The sequence below is a fragment of the Shimia abyssi genome (assembly GCF_003014475.1).
Classification (GTDB): domain Bacteria; phylum Pseudomonadota; class Alphaproteobacteria; order Rhodobacterales; family Rhodobacteraceae; genus Shimia; species Shimia abyssi.
Genome location: NZ_PYGJ01000004.1, coordinates 187,882 through 207,282, shown reverse-complemented (window position 1 = coordinate 207,282; position 19,401 = coordinate 187,882). Strand labels below are relative to the sequence as shown.

18 protein-coding genes are annotated in these 19,401 nt (G+C 58.6%); 7 read left to right on the top strand and 11 right to left on the bottom strand.

Translation table 11 applies throughout. The features are described 5' to 3' along the window. Positions 1-4 precede the first annotated feature (4 nt). Positions 5-1,813 (bottom strand): phosphogluconate dehydratase, encoded by a 1,809-nt coding sequence (gene edd / locus CLV88_RS09530; protein WP_106608153.1) that lies wholly within the window; start codon positions 1,811-1,813, stop codon positions 5-7. Positions 1,814-1,860: 47 nt separating this feature from the next. Continuing rightward, positions 1,861-3,312, bottom strand: coding sequence for a glucose-6-phosphate dehydrogenase (zwf, locus tag CLV88_RS09525; RefSeq protein WP_106608152.1), 1,452 nt, complete (start codon positions 3,310-3,312; stop codon positions 1,861-1,863). Between the two features lie 277 nt (positions 3,313-3,589). Between zwf and CLV88_RS09520 the strand changes: the two genes are divergently transcribed. Then, positions 3,590-4,591 (top strand): LacI family DNA-binding transcriptional regulator, encoded by a 1,002-nt coding sequence (locus CLV88_RS09520; RefSeq protein ID WP_106608151.1) that lies wholly within the window; start codon positions 3,590-3,592, stop codon positions 4,589-4,591. Here CLV88_RS09520 and CLV88_RS09515 read toward each other — a convergent pair. From CLV88_RS09515 to CLV88_RS09495, 5 genes are all read right to left on the bottom strand, one after another. Further along, positions 4,588-5,292 carry a sirohydrochlorin chelatase gene (locus tag CLV88_RS09515; protein ID WP_106608150.1) on the bottom strand — a complete coding sequence of 235 codons (705 nt, stop codon included), beginning with the start codon at positions 5,290-5,292 and terminating at the stop codon, positions 4,588-4,590. The two genes, CLV88_RS09520 and CLV88_RS09515, sit on opposite strands and share 4 nt — an antisense overlap. Positions 5,293-5,294: 2 nt before the next feature. After that, a complete protein-coding gene (locus tag CLV88_RS09510; protein ID WP_106608149.1) occupies positions 5,295-5,861 on the bottom strand; it encodes a DUF4202 domain-containing protein in 567 nt (188 codons plus the stop codon). Between the two features lie 107 nt (positions 5,862-5,968). Beyond that, a complete protein-coding gene (locus CLV88_RS09505; protein ID WP_106608148.1) occupies positions 5,969-8,227 on the bottom strand; it encodes a PAS-domain containing protein in 2,259 nt (752 codons plus the stop codon). Between the two features lie 5 nt (positions 8,228-8,232). Further along, on the bottom strand, positions 8,233-9,429 hold the full coding sequence (locus CLV88_RS09500; protein ID WP_106608147.1) for an FIST N-terminal domain-containing protein: 1,197 nt from the start codon (positions 9,427-9,429) through the stop codon (positions 8,233-8,235). 38 nt (positions 9,430-9,467) lie between these two features. Continuing rightward, entirely contained in the window at positions 9,468-10,163 is a 696-nt protein-coding gene (locus CLV88_RS09495; protein WP_106608251.1) for a LuxR C-terminal-related transcriptional regulator, read from the bottom strand. Positions 10,164-10,342: 179 nt separating this feature from the next. Between CLV88_RS09495 and CLV88_RS09490 the strand changes: the two genes are divergently transcribed. Further along, positions 10,343-11,086 (top strand): YbaY family lipoprotein, encoded by a 744-nt coding sequence (locus CLV88_RS09490; protein WP_106608146.1) that lies wholly within the window; start codon positions 10,343-10,345, stop codon positions 11,084-11,086. A gap of 102 nt (positions 11,087-11,188) precedes the next feature. Here the strand turns inward: CLV88_RS09490 and CLV88_RS09485 are convergent, their stop codons facing one another. Further along, positions 11,189-11,788, bottom strand: a complete 600-nt coding sequence (locus tag CLV88_RS09485; RefSeq protein WP_106608145.1) for a gamma-glutamylcyclotransferase family protein — start codon at positions 11,786-11,788, stop codon at positions 11,189-11,191. A 94-nt stretch (positions 11,789-11,882) separates the two neighbouring features. On the opposite strand from CLV88_RS09485, the gene CLV88_RS09480 reads away from it, so the two are divergent. Next, positions 11,883-12,332, top strand: coding sequence for an RrF2 family transcriptional regulator (locus tag CLV88_RS09480; RefSeq protein WP_106608144.1), 450 nt, complete (start codon positions 11,883-11,885; stop codon positions 12,330-12,332). 189 nt (positions 12,333-12,521) lie between these two features. Further along, on the top strand, positions 12,522-12,881 hold the full coding sequence (gcvH, locus tag CLV88_RS09475; protein ID WP_106608143.1) for a glycine cleavage system protein GcvH: 360 nt from the start codon (positions 12,522-12,524) through the stop codon (positions 12,879-12,881). Between the two features lie 90 nt (positions 12,882-12,971). Here the strand turns inward: gcvH and CLV88_RS09470 are convergent, their stop codons facing one another. Both CLV88_RS09470 and CLV88_RS09465 read right to left on the bottom strand, forming a co-directional pair. Continuing rightward, entirely contained in the window at positions 12,972-15,497 is a 2,526-nt protein-coding gene (locus tag CLV88_RS09470; RefSeq protein ID WP_106608142.1) for an ABC transporter permease, read from the bottom strand. Next, the gene (locus tag CLV88_RS09465; protein WP_106608141.1) at positions 15,494-16,180 is read right to left on the bottom strand and encodes an ABC transporter ATP-binding protein; all 687 of its coding nucleotides are present in this window, start codon (positions 16,178-16,180) and stop codon (positions 15,494-15,496) included. The genes CLV88_RS09470 and CLV88_RS09465 overlap by 4 nt, the downstream gene beginning before the upstream one ends. A gap of 15 nt (positions 16,181-16,195) precedes the next feature. Here CLV88_RS09465 and CLV88_RS09460 point away from each other — a divergent pair, with 15 nt between their 5' ends. Both CLV88_RS09460 and CLV88_RS09455 read left to right on the top strand, forming a co-directional pair. Then, positions 16,196-16,858, top strand: a complete 663-nt coding sequence (locus CLV88_RS09460; protein ID WP_423827731.1) for an arylesterase — start codon at positions 16,196-16,198, stop codon at positions 16,856-16,858. Continuing rightward, positions 16,859-17,470, top strand: coding sequence for an SOS response-associated peptidase (locus CLV88_RS09455; RefSeq protein ID WP_106608140.1), 612 nt, complete (start codon positions 16,859-16,861; stop codon positions 17,468-17,470). An 85-nt stretch (positions 17,471-17,555) separates the two neighbouring features. Here the strand turns inward: CLV88_RS09455 and CLV88_RS09450 are convergent, their stop codons facing one another. Continuing rightward, entirely contained in the window at positions 17,556-17,762 is a 207-nt protein-coding gene (locus tag CLV88_RS09450; RefSeq protein ID WP_106608139.1) for a cold-shock protein, read from the bottom strand. A 302-nt stretch (positions 17,763-18,064) separates the two neighbouring features. Between CLV88_RS09450 and CLV88_RS09445 the strand changes: the two genes are divergently transcribed. Further along, positions 18,065-19,387 carry an NAD(P)-dependent oxidoreductase gene (locus CLV88_RS09445; RefSeq protein WP_106608138.1) on the top strand — a complete coding sequence of 441 codons (1,323 nt, stop codon included), beginning with the start codon at positions 18,065-18,067 and terminating at the stop codon, positions 19,385-19,387. Positions 19,388-19,401: the final 14 nt, after the last annotated feature.

Sequence of the window (19,401 nt, the reverse complement as noted above, 5' to 3'; positions counted from 1 at the left end):
ATTATCAGTTCCCAAATATCGAGGCGCCTTCGGTGGCGGCCCCTACAGAATTACGGAAGGCTGCGAATAATTCGCGGCCTGTTCCGGCATGATAGGCTGACAGATCGGCGGTGGCCACAGCGCGGGCCTCTAGATCGTCAACAAGGATTTCCAGCACGCCTGCCTCGCCATCCACACGTACCAGATCACCGTCTAGCACACGCCCTATGGCGCCGCCATCCAGCGCTTCGGGGCTGACATGGATCGCCGCCGGGATCTTGCCCGACGCACCTGACATGCGCCCATCCGTTACCAGCGCCACCTTTTGGCCGCGCCCCTGCATGATACCCAGCATCGGTGTCAGGCTGTGCAGTTCCGGCATGCCGTTGGCCTTGGGCCCCTGAAAACGCACAACAATCACGACGTCCTCGGTCAACTCATTAGCCTTGAAAGCGGCCTTGACCTCTTCCTGATCGTGGAACACGCGTGCCGAGGCTTCGACGATGCGATGTTCTGGTGCGACGGCGGAGACTTTCATGACAGCCGTTCCCATATTGCCGGCCATCCGCTTTAGCCCGCCGGTTGGCTGGAACGCGTCATTGGCAGGGCGCACGATCTTATCGTTCAGGCTGGTCTTGGTGCCTGCCACCCAACTGAGTTCGCCATCGATCAGCTTAGGTTCGCGCGTGTAGGTATCCAGACCATCACCCGCCGCCGTTTTGGTGTCAGGATGCAGCAGACCCGCGCCCAGCAACTCGCCAATCATGTAGCCAAGGCCACCAGCGGCGTGGAAATGGTTTACATCCGCAAGGCCGTTTGGATAGACCCGCGCCAAGAGCGGCGTGACATCTGAGAGTTCTGAGAAATCCTGCCAGTCCAGCATAATCCCACCGGCGCGCGCCATGGCGATCAGGTGGATCAACAGGTTGGTCGACCCGCCGGTGGCGTTCAGCCCGACAATCCCGTTCACAAATGCCTTTTCATCCAGAATATGGCAAACCGGCGAGTAGTTGTTGCCAAGGGCGCTATTGGCCAGCGACTGGCGCGCGCCTTCTTTGGTCAGCGCCTCGCGCAATTCGGTATTCGGTGATACAAAGCTGGCACCGGGCAGGTGCAGGCCCATGAACTCCATCAGCATCTGGTTGGTGTTTGCCGTGCCATAGAACGTGCACGTGCCGGGGCCGTGATAGGCCGCCATTTCTGCAGCCATCAACGCGTCGCGCCCGACCTCTCCGGCGGCAAATTTCTGGCGTACCTTGGCCTTTTCGTCATTCGCCAGACCGCTGGTCATCGGACCGGCAGGTAGGAAAACGGCGGGCAGATGCCCAAACGCCTGCGCCCCGATCACTAGGCCGGGAACGATCTTGTCACACACGCCCAGAAATACTGCCGCGTCAAAGGTGTTATGACTGAGTGCGACACCCGTCGCCAGCGCGATCACGTCACGCGAAAACAGGCTCAGCTCCATGCCTGCCTCGCCTTGGGTCACACCGTCACACATTGCAGGGACACCGCCCGCAACCTGCGCCGTGCCACCCATCTGGCGCGCAGCCTCGCGGATCAGCGTGGGATAAGTTTCAAACGGCTGATGCGCCGAAAGCATGTCGTTGTAGGCGGTGATGATGCCAAGGTTGCCCGCGCCACCCGTTGCCAACGCGTCCTGATCCGCGCCCGCCCCGGCATAGGCGTGTGCCTGTCCCGAGCAGCTAAGATGAGCCCGCGCCGGGCCTTTGGACCGCGCCGCGTCCATGCGGGCGAGGTATGTGCCGCGGCTGTCTGCGCTGCGTTCGATAATGCGGTCCGTGACTTTTTGAACTGTGTCGTGAAGTGCCATTCCGGTACCTTTAAATTCTGGGTTTCGGTGAATGTCGTGTACGCGATTTATTGACCAACGCTGCGCCAGCGGCGCCCGTCCTGATGCATCAGCATCATCGATTCCTCGGGACCAGAGCCACCAGAGTCATAGCTTGCTGGGCGCTGGGTTGAGTTCTTCCAGTTTTCGATCAGCGGATCGGCCCAGGCCCAGGCCGATTCCACCTCGTCGCCACGCATGAACAGCGTCTGATCGCCACGGATCACATCCATGATCAACCGTTCATAGGCGTCTTGGGCGTGCAGATCCTCGCCCAACGCGTCGTCAAATGTCATGTCCATGGCAACTTCGGTCAGGCGCATACCACCGGGGCCGGGTTCCTTGATCGTAGTGCGTAACGTGATGCCTTCGTCCGGTTGCAGCCGGATCACCAACGCATTGCCGCGACGCCCTTCCATCTTGGGGAAAATCATGTGCGGTGGATCGCGAAAGATTACTGCGATTTCGGACATGCGCGTGCGCAGCTTTTTCCCGGTGCGCAGATAGAACGGAGTGCCTGCCCAACGCCAATTGGCAACGGCCACCTTCATTGCCACAAAGCTTTCGGTGCGGCTCTCGGGGTTGCCCGCGTGGTCCTTGTATCCCACACGGTTGTTCCAGTCGTAATACTGACCGCGCACAATGTCATCGGGCGCCACAGGCTCCAGCGCTTCGATCACCTTCACCTTTTCGTCTCGCACTGCATTTGGCTCAAACCGAGAAGGCGGTTCCATCGCGATCAGGCACAATAGCTGCATCAGGTGGTTCTGCACCATGTCCCGCATCGCGCCGGAATTGTCGTAATACTCACCGCGCCCTTCGACACCCAAGCTCTCGGCCACGGTTATCTGCACATGGTCGATATGGGTCGAATTCCAAAGCGGTTCAAACAGCGAATTGGCAAATCGCAGCGCCATCAGGTTCTGAACGGTCTCTTTTCCCAGATAGTGGTCAATGCGATAGATTTGTTCTTCGTTAAAACACTTGAGAAGATCAGCGTTCAGCGCCTTTGCGGTCTCTAAGTCGTGACCAAAGGGTTTTTCAACCACGATCCGGCTCTCTGGTGTGGCAATGCCGCGTTTGTGCAGCTGTTCGGCCAGTGTACCAAACAGGCTGGGCGTGACCGAGAAATAGAACGCGCGCACTTTGTCTTCGCGCAGCAGATCAGATAGGGCGTCCCAGCCCTTGTCACCCATCGCGTCAACATTGACATAGTCGATGCGCTCCAGAAACTGTTCAACGGTGTTAGCGGGGCGATCCGCTTCGCCTACGAACTGCTCCAAAGACTCGCGCACCACTTTGCGAAACGCGGCGCTGTCAAACTCCGAACGCGCCGCCCCGATGATCCGGGCATCTTCGGGCATTTGCTCGACCTTAAAACGGTGGAATAACCCTGGCAGGATTTTGCGGCGGGCCAGATCACCCGTAGCGCCAAAAATTACCAGATCAAAAGGGGAGACGGGAATTACGCGGGCGACCATGTCACGCTACTCCAAAAGTTTCAGATGCCGCAGTCACGGCCGTGGAATTTGGTTCATAAATCCGGAGCAGGCCGGGGCGATGTGCGCGTGCGTTCTTGAGTTTCACGTTCAGGCTCCTTCAGCCAAATGAACAAGCTGTATGATGTCAGCCGTTTCGTTGGCGCTACCGTTAGCGCTACCAATAGTTCAACTGAACCTTCGAATCAACAAAAAATATAGGTGCGTAAATCGGGTTTTACGACTTGCGGTTTCTGTCATTGTAGCCGACCATCGCTCCATGGGAAAAAAACTTTTGCTCAAGGACATCGCACGCCTTGCCGGGGTCAGCGAAATGACAGCGTCACGCGCCATGCGAGGTGCGCCAGACGTGTCTGACGCCACCAAACGTAAGGTCGAAGACATCGCCAAACAGGTCGGGTACGTGCCCAACAGAATAGCGGGCGCACTGGCGTCCCAAAAGGTGAACCTTGTTGGCGTGGTGGTGCCTAGCCTTTCAAGCTCAGTATTTCCCGAGGTGCTGTCGGGCATTTCTGCGGCGTTGAAACCGACGCCGATGAAACCTGTAATCGGTGTCACCGGTTATGACCCGGACGAAGAAGAAGAAGTTATCCGTGAAATGCTAAGCTGGCGCCCATCCGGCCTGATCGTGGCCGGGTTAGAACATGGCGAGGCCTCCCGCCGGATGTTGGCCGCCGCGGATTGTCCCGTGGTGGAAATCATGGATACAGATGGTGACCCGGTTGCCCATTGTGTCGGCATTTCGCATTTGCAGGCCGGGCGGGACATGGCGGTTATGATGTTGGAACGCGGTTACAGACGTATCGGGTTCATCGGGACAAAAATGCCTCAGGATTTTAGAGCCGAGAAACGCCTGAAAGGGTTCGTTGAGGCGTTGAATGCCGCAGGGGTCGATCTGGCTGGAGAGGAACTTTACGCAGGCGTTTCTTCGATAGAAAACGGAAGGCGACTGACCGAGCAATTGTTGGCGCGCATACCTGATCTGGACTGCATTTACTATTCCAGTGACGTTATGTCTGTTGGCGCATATATGCACTGTCTTGCCTCCGGGATGAGTATTCCGAACGATCTGGCGATTGCAGGTTTCAACAGCCTAGACCTTCTCAAGGGGTTACCAATGACGCTTGCCACAACAGATGCTCATCGGTTTGAGATCGGTGAAAAGGCGGCCGGGATAATCATTGAATTCACGGACCAAGCGGACGCGCCCTGTCAGATGATCCGGCTGGATCCGACATTGACTCTAGGACAGTCGCTCTAGCGCAAACCGCTTTTCGTAAGTGTATCCGCGATCAGGCTTGCAACGTCCGGCGCCTCGCCCAAAGGCTTCAAGCGCACCCCTTCAAAACCGGCCTGATCCAGCATTCTTGGGATGTCATCCCGACAGTGATCCCCTTCTTGTGCAAAGAACGGCAAACAGATCGATTGGCGATCAGCGCCAAAGGCTGCGGCTTCGACACAGGGGCATTCCTCGACAAATCCCGTTCGGACTTTTGCATTTGGTATCAATGACTTCAAGAGAGATGCGAAGCGGTGCGTCGCCTCGGCGGCGCGTGGTCCGCGGGCTGATCCATGCGCGGCCAGAACAACGGTTGTTTCTGCGACGCGCCAACCATGCTGAGCCAGTTCACGGCTTACTAAATCAGCGGCCAATTGGGGCAGGGCGTCATCAAAGCCAAAGGGTGGCAAAATGCGTTGTGGCGCGTTGCCCAATCGCTTTGGCAGGACACGCGATACGAACCAGCCGTCGGACATGAAAAACGGATAAATCACGCCATTCTTTGGCATCAATGCCGCTTGGTCTTCTAGCCGCCCGGGCATGGCGATTGTTGCAGAACGAACCGTCCAGCCACGCAACCGCGCCTGCACGTCTGCGGCCAAGACGGCTAGTTTTTCCTCGGGTGGTTCCGGCGCCCAGGGTTGGCCATGGGCGACAATCAGCGCTTCGCATGGTGATGGCATCGTTAATCAGCCGCGCGAACGGCATCCGCCAGATCATTCGGCAGATCAAATTCTGCCAAGGCTCGCGTACGTCCATCGGCGGACATCTTTCGTGCCGTTTTCTGAACGATATCAACCACTTTCTCATGCGGGTGCTTTGCGGCGAAAGGCGCGAAATACCACTTCAGGAACACGAAACAGATCACGTCTTCCAGCGCCTGAACCTGTTCATTGCGCTTGATCCCTTCCTTGCGCAGCATCTGCCCGGCTTCGGCAATGTGGTCTGCGCCGTAACCAGCCTGGGCCATCAACTCGCCAACACGGGCGGCGTGATGTGCGGCCAGCTCGCGGCGCCATTTCAGATAGCCGGCGCGCCCTTCGGGATAGTCTGCCCGTTTGAGTACCCAGCGTTCGATATGCTGACCACGCGCTGCGATCTGAAGAACATCCGGCGCGTCGGGGAACAGGCGATCAACCTCTTCACTCATTCTTGTGCCATAGAGAAACGCCTCGGGCTGGCCTTCGTCCGCGCGCGGATCTTTGGCGTTTGCGGCGTCGATTGCGGCGAGAACAGTGGCGAGTTTGGACATAAACAATTGGCTCCGATGGCTGGTGTTGAAGGTCTCAAACTAAGGCTCGCGGCAGGCATCGGCAAGCGCTACTGGCGCAAAATCAGAGGGTCGGTATTACGTCGGTATTACGTCGGTATTGCATCGGTGCCATTTTCCGGCACCGTGTCGCCGGATTGCTGCAAAGAGCCTGGCGTTGCGGCTTGTTCGACAAACGCGCGCAGCTTGACCAGATTGATGGGCTTGTAGAGCAGCATGGCCCCCAGCCGCGCACATTCTTCTGGTACGGGTGCGATTCGATTTGCCGTTATTACGCAACAGGTAATATCGCCAAACTTCTGCTGCAGTATTGCAATTGTATCGGTGCCGAGCGCGCCGTCGTTCAACTGGTAATCCGCCAGAACGATATCCGGCGCAATGTCGATCTCTTCCAACAATTTCAACGCGTCACCACCGTTTGCACATGGAAGAACATCCGCCCCCCAGCCTTCGAGCGTCATGGTCAGTGCATTGCGCATTACGTCGTCGTTTTCGATCAACAACACAATACGCTGTAAGGGCGTGTTTTCTGCGACATTGGGACGTTCGGGCCGTTCGGTTGCAAACTGAGTTGCCAGCGGCAATTCGATGGTAAAAGTCGTGCCCTGTCCCGTTTTCGAAATCATTCGCAAAGGGTGCTTCAACAAGCGACAGGCCCGATCCACGATTGCCAGCCCCAGTCCCAGACCGTCCGCTGGCCCGGTGTCTGAGTTGACCCTGTGAAATTCATCAAACACCTTGTCCTGATGATCTATCGGTATGCCGGGACCGGTGTCGCTGATGGATACGCTCAGCCGGTCGTCAAGTTGTTGCAGATCAACCCGTACTTCGCCATGCGTGGTGTAACGTAGGGCATTCGAGATCAGGTTTTGCAAAATGCGCCGCAGATAGGTTGCATCGCTATGTACCCACGCCGATTTCTGGCTGATCGACAGACTGAGCCCTTTTTCGGCCGCCTGTGGTGCCATTTCATCGCGCAACTGGCCAAGCATCCTGTTGAGTGCGATTCCGGTCAGATCAACAGATGCCGATCCGGAATCGAGCCGCGAAATATCCAGCAGCGCCCCCAGTATGCTCTCAACACTCTTGAGCGCACTTTCGGTTTTACCCAAACGCTGGCGCAGTTCGGGGTCGTGCAGGTCGCTGTCGATTGACGCCAGATATAGCTTTGCAGCTGACAAAGGTTGCAACAGGTCATGGCTGGCTGCGGCCACAAAGCGCGACTTGGAGGCATTTGCGCGTTCGGCTTCGGCCAACGCATCCTCCAGCTCCAAAGTGCGGTCCATGACGCGCCGTTCAAGGGTTTCGTTCACTTCGGACAATGCCCGGGCCGCCGCGCGCTCGGCAGACACATCTGTAAAACTGATGACAAAGCCACCATCCGGCATTTGCTGCGCAAACACGGCCAGAATGCGATTCGGCCCAAAGGCCATCTCCAGCGACAAGGGCGCGCGTGCGTCTTTGCCTTCGCTCCATTTGACAAGCGTGTTTGCCCGGTTGGCATCCAAAAATGTATTGTCGCGCAACATCTGACGATAGATCGAAAAAAAAGGAGTTCCGATGCGAAATCGACCTGTCGGGATCGACAACAGTTCGCTAAGCCGTCGGTTCCAGCCCACCAGCCGCGCTTCGTCGTCAAAAATACAGACTCCTTGGTCCAGATGTTCCAGCGTCGCTTTGATCAGCCGTGCCTGATCGTCCAGCAGCCGTTCCCGTTCTTGACGCTCGAGCAACATCATGTCGGTCACGTCGGTTTGCAAAACAACCGTACCACCGTCATGGGTGCGGTGTTCGCTCACTTGCAACCAGCGGCTCCCGGCCATGCGGGCATTGAATACGACGTGATCGTCTTTGTGACGAGTCATGCGCATTGCCGCCCATTGGGCAGGGGTGGTTCCTTCTGGCAAGTAGAGAAACGGGCTCTGAGAGGCCAGTTCTACGTATTCGTGAAATGCCAATCCCGGTTTGAACAGGTGATGGATGTCGCGCATGTGCTGGCCAAAGCGGCTGTTGCACATGACGAGCACCTCGTTTGCATCAAACAGCGCAAACCCTTCTTGAACGGTTTCAATGGCCGTGGCGAGGTTTGCACGCGCGGCTTCGGCGTCGGCGTTGGCCTCGGCCAGCTGGGCGTTCGACTTGTTGAGCAAGTTCAGTGCGTGTTCCAACTCGCGGGTGCGCGCGCCGACTTCGGCCTCTAGCATCACGGCACGTTCAAACTGGGCATAAGCCATACCGCGCACATCGCTGCCCTGTTCCACGCGTCCCATCAGCGCGCCAGCAATCTTGAGCAGTTTCTCGTTCTGCCGCTCAATGGTGTCGTCTGGGTTGATCAGGGTATCGGGCATCGTGGTTATGCGTCCACAGGTGGGTAGATGGCCACGCCGGTCAGGGTCTGGTTGACGTGCATCGAGTTCACCTGCTCGCCGTAGGTTGAAAACCCGACGACACGGTGTTTGGCCAGCAGTCGAGAGATATCACCGGTCAGCTGTTTTTGTTCGGCCTCGACCCGGCGCAATACGCAGTCGCAGCCCAATATCATGTCGGGCGCGCCCGTATCGGCCAGCGCATCCAGCTCACGCGAGAGATGCGCAACCATATCGTCAGGTTCCGCAAGCCGCAGCACCACGCCTTCGTCGATGGTGGAAAAGAACACGAGGTCGCCGTTCTTGGCGACGCGCTGGATCGCACGCACATGGGTCTGATCGCCGATCTGCACCACCACTGGATGCGCGGCAAAGGTGAATGTCGATAGTTGTTCGGGGTCTTTGCCTAACACCCGCGCATATTCGCGGGCGGCAGGCTCTGCGTTTATTTCATGCACCAAACGACGGGCGGGATCAGCGCCGGTCACAACCATTCGTTTATCGGTTGGCAACAGGTGATCCGCCTTGAACACGCGCACTGGACAGTCTGAGCGCACCTGAACCAGTACCGCGGCATTGGCGTGAAACCTATCTCCATGCAGTATCCACGATTCTTTGAAACGAGGCCCATCCCCCGCCGATCCGCCAAACAGCGGTACAGGGCCCAGACCCATTGCCAGATCCGAGGTCAGCAGATCTTCGCGCTGAGAGACGCCGTCGACCATCAAAAACGCAAACTCTGAGGTCCAACCGGGATGATCAGCAGCCGTAGCATTACGGTTGCGGATCATTTCGGTGATGCGTTCTTGGGGGCGGATGTCGTCGAGATTATCAATCAGCATGGTCGCTGCGGCAAAGTGATCGGTGGGCAGGCCAAGGGCTACAATCTGACCTTCGGTATATCCTGTCTTGCCAATCTCGCCTGCCGTGGTGCAGCCGACGACCTGAGCCGGACCAAACCGGCCACGGGCGTTTTCGAGAAAACGATCTCGGTCCGTGTCGGGTGAAAGGAACAGTATTATCAGAGCCAGATCATCTGGCTGCAAGGCGGCCACCAGTTGATCAACGGCGTCGGGCGCGTCGCAAGGTGCAAAACCCGTGCGCACGATACGCTGTTTGGAGCGAGCCCCATTCGACCTGTTGTCCACGCGGCTGGCTGTGGTCAGGTTTGTCCCCTGATCCATTGGCTGTCCTCCCTCACTCGGGGAACAGATTACGCAGGCTATCCATTGCGGCGCAAGACCTCGTCAAAGCTGGTTTCTTTGGCAATCAGAACAGCTTGGGTGCGGCTATGCACCCCAAGCTTGCGCATGATCGCCGTGACATGAGCCTTGACTGTGGTTTCCGCAATCGAGAGATCAAAGGCGATCTGTTTGTTCAGCTTGCCTTCGCAGATCAATTGCAGAATGCGCGCCTGTTGGTTGGTCAGCGACGCCAGCCGCGACAACGCATCATCGCGCCCTCCTGAGTCTTCTTCCTGTAGCAGAACGCTGCCTTCGGGCAGAAACGCCTGACCACGCGCCATTGCGTCAAACGCCTGACGGAACACATCACGTTGACTGTGTTTCGGGATGAACCCGGCGGCCCCGGCATGAATGGCCGAGCTGATCACGCGGTTGTCGGTCATGGATGACACTACAACCACGGTAGCCACGGTCGCCTTTTTTAGCCGCACTAACCCGTCGAGCCCTTGCACGTCGGGCAGGTTCAGGTCCAGCACCACAATGTCCGGCGCCCAGCCTTCGGCCTGTCCTTGGTCCAATCGCTCAAGTGCGGCGCGCAAACAGGGGGCGGTTGCCACGTCTTTCACATCACAGACGGCCTGAAGGGTCATCCCCAACGCGTCGCAAAACAGCGGATGGTCATCAATGACCAGCGCGGTGGAAAAGACCGAATTGGAGGAGGTAGAAGATGTCATGGTATGTTTGCTACCTTTCCCAGTCACGTTACCAAACCAAATGAACCGCGCCAAATGCGCCAATGGTCGTAGGGCAGGCGTGTCCTGAGCAGAGTTTTGCCAATGCAACTATCGGGCGGTTGAATGGTTCTGATCATGTCATACTTTGAGGACGAGCCAATGATAACCAAGGAATTCCCATGCCCACACGATTTGTTCCGGCTGCTTTTGCCGGTCTCCTCAGTCTTGCGGCCTTCCCGGCCTTTGCCGAGTTTCAGACGCTCGAAGGTACGGTGGGCTACCGCGAACGGATCGCATTGCCGCCTGCGGTGCTGGTGAATGTGCAACTGGTGGATATTTCGCGCGCTGACGTGCCTGCGATTGAACTCGGGTCGGTGACGGTGCGCCCACAGGGGCAGGTACCAATCACCTATCAGCTCACTTATGATGATGCCATGGTGACAGACGGGCTCAGCTTTGCGGTGCAGGCCACGATCACGTTGGGCGACACAACACTGTTCCGAACCACCAGCGTCTATCCGGCTTTGACAAATGATGCCCCGGAAAAGGTGGATGTAATGGTCGAAAAAATGCCCGCACCACAGGCGATGTCGCTGTCGGGAACAGCATGGGTGGGGCTGTCCATGCCGGGGATTGAGCTGATTTCGGATCGGTTGCCCGAGATCACCTTTGGTCCTGACCGTCAGGTCAGTGGAACCAGCGGGTGCAACCGTTTTTCCGGCGGGTACGACCGTGACGGACAATCGCTGACCTTCTTGCCATTGGCCAGTACTCGCATGGCCTGTGCCGGACCGATTGATGAACAGGAAGGCGCGGTCTTCAAAGCGTTGGGCCAAGTGGCGACTTATGCGGTTGAAGATCGTGAACTGATCCTGAAATCCGCCAGTGGCGATGAGCTGATGCGCTTTCAGACAATGTACTGACCTTTCCGGCTTGGGCAGGCTCAGCTTTGCTGAGCCACGCCCAACGCTTTGTGGCGCGGCTTGCCGCGTCTCCAAGGGGCGGGAGCACTTGCTGATTCGGTACTACTGCGGTGTTGATCGCCAGTCCGGCACCGCCTCCAGCGGCAAGACGGGCGATCCGACTGCGACCAGATGCTGGTCCACCAATCCGCGTTCGCGCGCGCTCAGCGACTGGTGACGCGGATACACCGGGGTGGCGCGATCATCCAACACCGGTGCCGACCATCCGACGGTTGTGTCAAAGAACCGCCGAACGCCATCGACTCCAAACTCGCGCAAGTAACCCTGAACGACGACATCAATGTAAGACAACAGCACCGGGTGTTCGACACTGGGGCGGCCGTGTTTGCCATCCGGCACCGTATAGACCGCGATGTCGACCCGGTTTGGCTTGGGATGTGAAATCGCTTCGGTGGCACCGACCCGGTCATAAGCGCGCTCGCGCTCGTCCAATGCGGCCCAATCGCCACCCGGCACATGGGCAATCAACCCGTCTATTTCGCATCCGGCAGCAGGTTCAACGGTCAGATAGGCGAGTTTGCGCAAATGCGTGTGCCGCCACACCCGCCGCCACCCTGACAACTGCGCCGGATGTGGATCGCCATAGTCATGTGTGTCCCGGTTGACGAGACTGCCATATCCAAAAAAGTAAGGGTCTTTCATAAAGTCCGTCCGCTGCGCGATTGATGCATGTCAATTCCGACGCATTCTCAATAGGGCATAATGTCCGAGTTGACCAACCACCCTGGGGCATTTCATGCGTATCACCAAGCGAACGAATATAGCGATCCGCGTGTTGATGTATTGCGCCGTTCACAAGGACAGACTGGTCACAAAACACGAGATCGCGGATTGTTGTAATGCCTCTGAGAATCATCTGGCACAGGTCATCAACCAGCTTGCCCAGCTTGGTGTGCTCAATACTCAGCGTGGCCGCAACGGCGGTGTAGAGCTTGCCAGTGCTGCAAACGATATCAAGATTGGCGACATTTTCCGCATCATGGAAAAGCCCGTGCCACTGACCGAGTGCTTTGCTGACGTGGATAATTCCTGCCCGCTGACCGAGGCCTGCCGCCTGCGGCCTGCGTTGCAAGAGGCGGCAGAGGCGTTTTATCTGCGGCTGGATGATGTGACATTGGACGCGCTGGTCTGTAAAAACGCGGCCCTCTTGAGCATTCTGGCGCCCGAACCCTGCGCCACCGCCTGAGCGCGCTCCGGCGCCACGCCAAAACGACTGTCATTCACGACTCATTGTTGCTTGCCAGCGGTTTTGCGGGATACTACCGTATGCCGAATTTGAGGGTCAGGGAGAGCCGGATTTGTCCGTTGCCAAAGGCGCAACCGCTGCGGAAACTCTCTGGCTGTGGGACCTCGCCAAACATCAGGAGACTAGGCAATGAAATTTACCGAAGAACACGAATGGCTGCGCGAAGAGGACGGGCTGATCGTTGTGGGCATCACCGAGCACGCGAGCGAACAACTAGGTGATGTGGTGTTTGTCGAACTGCCCGAAGCCGGTGACACTGTTTCCAAAGATGACGAGATCTGTGTGCTCGAAAGCGTCAAGGCCGCGTCCGATATTCTCGCCCCAATTGATGGCGAGATTGTCGAAGTGAACGAAGCCATCGTTTCGGAACCGGGCAAGGTAAATGACGATCCACAAGGCGAGGCGTGGTTTTTCAAGATCAAGGCCGACGACGTTAGCCAGATGGACGACTATATGGACGAAGCTGAGTACAAAAAGTTTATCGGCTGACGATTACAGACAAAAGGCCCCGAAATCGGGGCCTTTCCTGCATTCAGATACACCGTTGCGGTCAACTGGGTGCGCTCAGTCTTTGGCGCCTCAATCCCGCGCGCGCAGGATGCGCGCCGGGCGAATGCCGAGCGAGGGGAGCGAAAACGCAAGCCCAGCCAGCACATTGGCCAGCAACCCGGCCAAAACCACGGTAATCGCGTTGGACCAGATCACCTCGAACTCGCCTTCCATGACAAAGACCATCACCGCCCATGCCCCCGTTAGTCCCACGGCCAGCGCGACAAGCCCGGCAGCGGCACCGAGGAGGGCAGCGCGCAGGGCAAAGCTGGTCAGGATCTGGCCGCGCAAGGCCCCCACGGTTTTGAGCACAGCTGCCTCGTATGTGCGGCCCTGTTGGCCAGCGGCTGCGGCGCCGATGATGACAAGGAAACCGGTCAGCAAAATTGCTGCTGCGCCATAGGTGGTGGCGTTGGCCAACTGACCCACAAGGTCAGACACCCGTCCAACAGCTTCGCGCACGTGGATTGCGGTGATATTGGGCATGGCGTTGGACAGATCGCGCATCAACCCGGCCTCGGCGGGCTCTTCGGCATAAACCGTGGCAATAAAACTATGCGGCGCACCGGCCAGCGCGCTGGGGTTCATGGCAATGACAAACCCCATACCTGCGGTCGAAAAGTCGACCTCGCGAAAGCTTGTGATGGTGCCGGTGATGTCGCGACCCAGCACATTGACGGTCATGGTGTCCCCAAGTTTCAAACCCATCTCAACGGCTTCTTCGTCGGCAAAGCTGATCTGGGTGTCGCCCGCATAGTCTTCGGACCACCATTGCCCCGCTGTCAGGGTCGTATTTTCGGGCAGGGCGGCGGAATAGGTGATGCCCCGATCCCCGCGAATGACCCAGTGATCGCCTGCCACCTCGCGCGCCGGGCGGTCATTGATCCGGGTGATCACGCCACGCAGCATGGGGGCGCTTTCGACCTTGGTGACGGCTTTATCCGCATCAAGACGGGCTTGAAAGTCGGGCATCTGGTCTTTCTGGATGTCGACAAAAAAGAACGAGGGCGCAACATCAGGCAAATCGCGGGCGATGGCGTTGCGCAGGTTGCCATCGACCTGTCCTACCGTGGCCAGCACCGAGAGGCCAAGGCCAAGTGACAGCACAACCGGTGTTGTCGCCTCGCGGGAACGGGCAATGGCGTTGAGCGCCCAAGTGATCGGAGGTGTGGGCCGGGTGCGGCGCGAGACAAAGCGAATGAACAGGCGCAAGCCAAGGGCGGCGAGCGAGAGAAATACCATTGCCGCCACCACGCCAACCGCAAACCAAAGTGTCAGGGTCGTAGAACCCGAGAGCCACGCCGCAACAGAGACAAGCAATGCCAGCAGGATGCCGACGGACAACAAATAGCGCGCCGCGGGCAGAGTGGCGCGCGCATCCAATGCGTCACGGAATAGAGAGGTGGGGCGGACATCCTCGATCCGGGCCAGTGGCCACAGAGTAAAGATCGCCGCAGTCAGCGCGCCATAGAGTGCCGCCTCAAACAGCGGCAGCGGGTAAAGCGTGAACACGGCTGGAAAGGGCAGAACCGACAGGATCAGCGGGGCCAGCAGGATTGGGGTCAGCGCACCAATCAACAGGCCCGCTGCAATACCAATGGTGGCCACCATGCCGATTTGCAGGAAATAGGTCAGGAAAATAGTGCTGCGTTCTGCACCAAGCGCGCGCAGGATGGCAATGACTTCGGTTTTGCGAGCCAGATAGGCGCGGATCGCGGTGGACACTCCTACGCCTCCAACGGCCAGCCCGGCTAGGCCGACAAGTACCAGAAAGGCACCGAACCGATCGACAAAGCGGGTGATACCTGGCGCACCATTGCGGCTGTCGCGCCAGCGCAACCCGGTGGTTTCAAACTGTGCGCGCGCATCTCCCTCTAATGCGGCAAGGTCAGCAGGTTGCGGCAGGGTTAGACGATAATGCGCGTCAAACAATGTTCCCGGTGCCAGCAGGCCTGAATTGGCCAATCCCGGCGTGCCCACAATTGTCCGTGGTGCAAGACCAAAGCCACCGGAACTGTCCGGTTCGCGGATAAGTTCAGCCATCAGGACAAAATCCTGCTGGCCCAGCTTGAACGTATCTCCAACCGCAAGTCCGAGCCGGTCCGCCAGAAGTGTTTGCATAACTGCGCCGGGCAGGTCGACGGCGCCAGCCAGCGCGGTTTCGAGCGGCATGGCAGGGGCGAGTGTGACCGACCCGACCAGCGGATAAGCGCTGTCGACGGCTTTGATCTGGGTCAGTGCGCGCTCGGCGTCATCCCCGCGTGGCACAACAACCATCGAGCGGAAATCGATGATTTCGGATGCGGTTGTGGCGTTCCGGGCCATCCATGCGCGCTCATCATCGTTTGCGCGCCGATAGGTAAAGCTCATTTCGGCGTCGCCCCCAAGGAGGGCAGCTCCCTCGGCCGACAAACCGGCCTCGATCGCGGCGCGTACCGAACCGATGGCGGCGATGGTGGCCACGCCAAGCGCGAGACAGGCAAGAAAAACGGCAAAGCCGCGCAGACCGCCACGGATTTCACGACGGGCGAGGCGGGCAGCGTGCGCAAGGCTCATGCGGCGGCGTCCGATTGCGGTGCCACTTGTCCGTCGCGCAGGCGGATCACCCGCCCGCATCGACGCGCCAATGTGTTGGAGTGGGTGACAAGCACCAGCGTGGTGCCTCGCTTGGCGTGCATTTCAAACAGCAGGTCCATAATGACCTCGCCCGTGCTCTGATCGAGGTTGCCGGTAGGTTCATCCGCCAGCAGGATTTGAGGCGCAGGTGCCGACGCACGTGCCAGCGCCACGCGCTGTTGCTCTCCGCCTGACATCTGGCTGGGGTAGTGATCGGCGCGGTGGGCCAGCCCGACCGCCTCTAGCTCGGTGCCGGCGCGGTGTAACGCATCGCGGTGACCGGCCAGTTCCAGCGGTGTCGCGACATTTTCCAACGCGGTCATCGTGGGGATAAGGTGAAAGTTCTGAAACACCACACCCATATTTTCGCGCCGAAACCGGGCCAGCGCGTCTTCGGACATGGTGCTCAGATCTTTGCCGAGCGCGTTGATCTGACCGCCAGTGGCGCGCTCCAGCCCACCCATCAGCATCAATAGCGAGGATTTGCCCGATCCGGAGGGCCCAACCAGCGCCAATGTCTCGCCCTTTTGAACCTCCAGCGAGATGCCGTGCAAAATTTCCACACGTCCGGCATTGCTATCCAGCGCCAAAGCCGCATCTTTTAGAGAGAGTATGGATGTCATTCGGAGGGCCGCCTGTTGAAAGTGTTTGCAGAACTATATGGGTGCGTGAGAACCGGGGGCAAGGCGCTGGGGCTTGGTCTTTTTCTGTGTGGCACGGCAATTGCTGAACCTGTGGTCGTGGCAGCGCTGGGCGACAGCCTGACCCATGGGTACGGATTGGCGCTTGAGGATGGGTTTGTACCGCAGCTGCAAGGCTGGCTCAACGCGCAAGGCGCCGAGGTGCGGTTGATCAATGCCGGCGTGTCCGGAGATACGACCCAAGGCGGGTTGGCGCGGGTGGACTGGACCCTGACACCGGATGTGGAAGCACTGATCGTGGCCTTGGGCGGCAACGACGTGTTGCGCGCGTTTGACCCGGCGCTGAGCCGGAGCAATCTGGCAGGCATTATCGAGGCCGCACAGGCCAAGGGGGTCGAAGTGATGCTAGTGGGCATGACGGCGCCTCTCAACTATGGGGCGGAGTACAAGGCCGCCTTTGACGGAATGTATCCTGACCTTGCAAATGAGTACGAAACGTTACTGGCGCCGGATTTCTTTGCGGGGCTGCGCGATGTGGCACCTGATGATTTACCCGGTGTGATGCAGGGCGATGGGTTGCACCCCAATTCAGATGGGGTGACACGTATTGTCGACGCGCTTGGGCCGCATGTGCTGAGGCTGATCGCGGCAGTTGAGTGAATGCCGGGCCGTCTGTTTCTGACAACGCCAATGGATGAGGTTGCCGCTTGGCTGGGCGAGGAAAGCCCGCCGGGGCTTGAGGAGCCGCCGCGCCGCAATATTGCGCCCGGGCAGGACATCGTGTGCCTGACGCAGGCGGGCTTTCAACGGATGCGTTGGGGCATCATTCCCGTGGGGCGGGTCAATGCGCGGGGACGTCCGGTGATGGAAACCATCGTGAACGCCCGCTCTGAATCGGTGTTTGACAAAAGCGCCTTCATCGGCGTTGGGCGCGCTGTTGTAATTGTAGATGGCTGGTATGAATGGACCGGTGAAAAACGCCGAAAAACCGCGTGGCGTCTCTTTGGGGGCGAGCCTTTGATTTTTGCCGCGATCACTGATGTCTGGAATGCACCCGGCGGGCGCGAGGTGGCTCAGGTGGCAACCATTACCTGCCCACCAAACACCGATGTCGAACCCATTCATCACCGTATGGGTGTGTTACTATCGCGGGAGGATACGCCGCTCTGGCTCACCGGATCAGAAGCAGAAGTCACCCCTTTGATGGTGCCCTGGTCCCAAGGACGGCTGACCATCGAGCAGGCAAACGATGTGGATTGGCAGGGGCCATAAGCCGGTCCCAATCACGCGCGGCTCAAACAAAAAGCGAGCGCCCGCGATGGGACGCCCGGTTCATTCTATACGTCAGATAGAAACCTCAAACGGCTTCGATATCCACCGCGCTTTCGCGACCATCACGGCCTGCGCGCAGTTCGTATTTTACTTTCTGGTTATCCGCCAGACCGGTCAGGCCCGAACGCTCAACGGCAGAAATGTGAACAAAGATGTCATTGCCGCCATCGTCGGGCGCAATAAACCCGTAACCTTTGGTGGTGTTGAACCATTTAACGGTGCCAGTGGCCATATCCGTCTCTCCTCAATCATGCTGCCCGCAGCATGCGGCAGCCCGGCCTTGTCACATGTTCGATGGACTGAGCCGGAAGTGGAGCAGATGGTCGAATGTCGTAACTTGCCCGTTTTGAATGACCCTGAAAAAGCATTCATGCAAGTAAAAGTTATGCGACGAAACGGTTTGGGCCGATAAATTCCGATGAGAATTTGGGCAATTGGTGGCATATGTTCACATTTTAAATTTTACCAGTTGATAAAAAAATTACCCTATGCCAGCCTGAGATCGTAGCCAAACAGGGTGTATGGGGAGGGTTCATGTCCAAAACACCGTTCAGCGAAGGTATCACCGCAGGCCGCTTGGCGTCTGCGCAGATTGCCGAGAATTTTGGGGATCTGCATCCCCGTCTGGATGATCACGAGGCGTTGGTCGCCGCGGATCGTTGTTATTTCTGTCACGACGCGCCCTGTATGACAGCGTGCCCGACAGATATTGATATTCCATTATTTATCCGCCAGATCGCCACCGGAACGCCCGAGGCGGCGGCGCGCACGATCCTGAGTCAGAACATTCTGGGTGGCATGTGCGCACGGGTCTGCCCAACTGAAACACTCTGTGAAGAGGTCTGTGTGCGCGAGGTGGCCGAAGGCAAGCCGGTTGAGATTGGCCGGTTGCAGCGGTTTGCCACCGACACGCTGATGGACAGCGGCGTGCATCCGTTTGAGCGCGATGCCCCTACAGGCAAACGTGTGGCTGTGGTGGGCGCTGGGCCTGCGGGCCTGTCTGCGGCGCACCGGCTGGCGATGTATGGCCATGACGTGACGTTGTATGATGCGCGGGCCAAGGCGGGCGGGCTAAATGAATTTGGCATCGCCGCTTACAAATCGGTCGACAGCTTTGCCACCCGCGAAGTTGACTGGCTGATGCAGATTGGCGGGATTACGCTGGAGACTGGCAAGCGACTGGGCGGCGGCCTGTCGCTGGACCAGCTCAAGGCAGACTTCGACGCGGTGTTCCTGGGTATTGGCCTTGGCGGTGTCAACGCACTTGGTGTTGATGGCGAGGATAAGGACGGTATCGAGGCGGCTGTGGATTTCATTGCGGATCTGCGTCAGTCCGACGATCTGACCACGCTGCCCATCGGGCGTGATGTGGTTGTGATTGGCGGCGGTATGACGGCGGTGGATGCGGCTGTGCAGGCGAAACTGCTTGGCGCGCTCAACGTTTCGCTGGTTTACCGCCGTGGGCGCGACCGGATGAACGCCTCTGCGTTTGAGCAGGATCTGGCAGCCTCCAAAGGGGTGCGGATCGTGACCAACGCCTCCCCCAAGGCGGTCATCGGCAATGGTACCGTGCGCGAGATCGAATTTGAGTACACGGATGATGATCTGAACCCCACGGGTCAGGTGATCCGGCTGCAGGCGGATCAGGTTTTCAAGGCAATTGGCCAAACGCTTGAGGGCGAGGGGCTTCCGGCGTTGGAGCGTGGTAAGATTGCGGTGGACGGCACCGGGCGCAGCAGCGTCGACGGTGTCTGGGCCGGGGGCGACTGTGCCACGGGTGGCGATGACCTGACCGTGACGGCCGTGGCCGAAGGGCGTGACGCCGCCGAAGATATTCACGCCGCGCTGTCGGTGTAAAACAGGGAGATAAG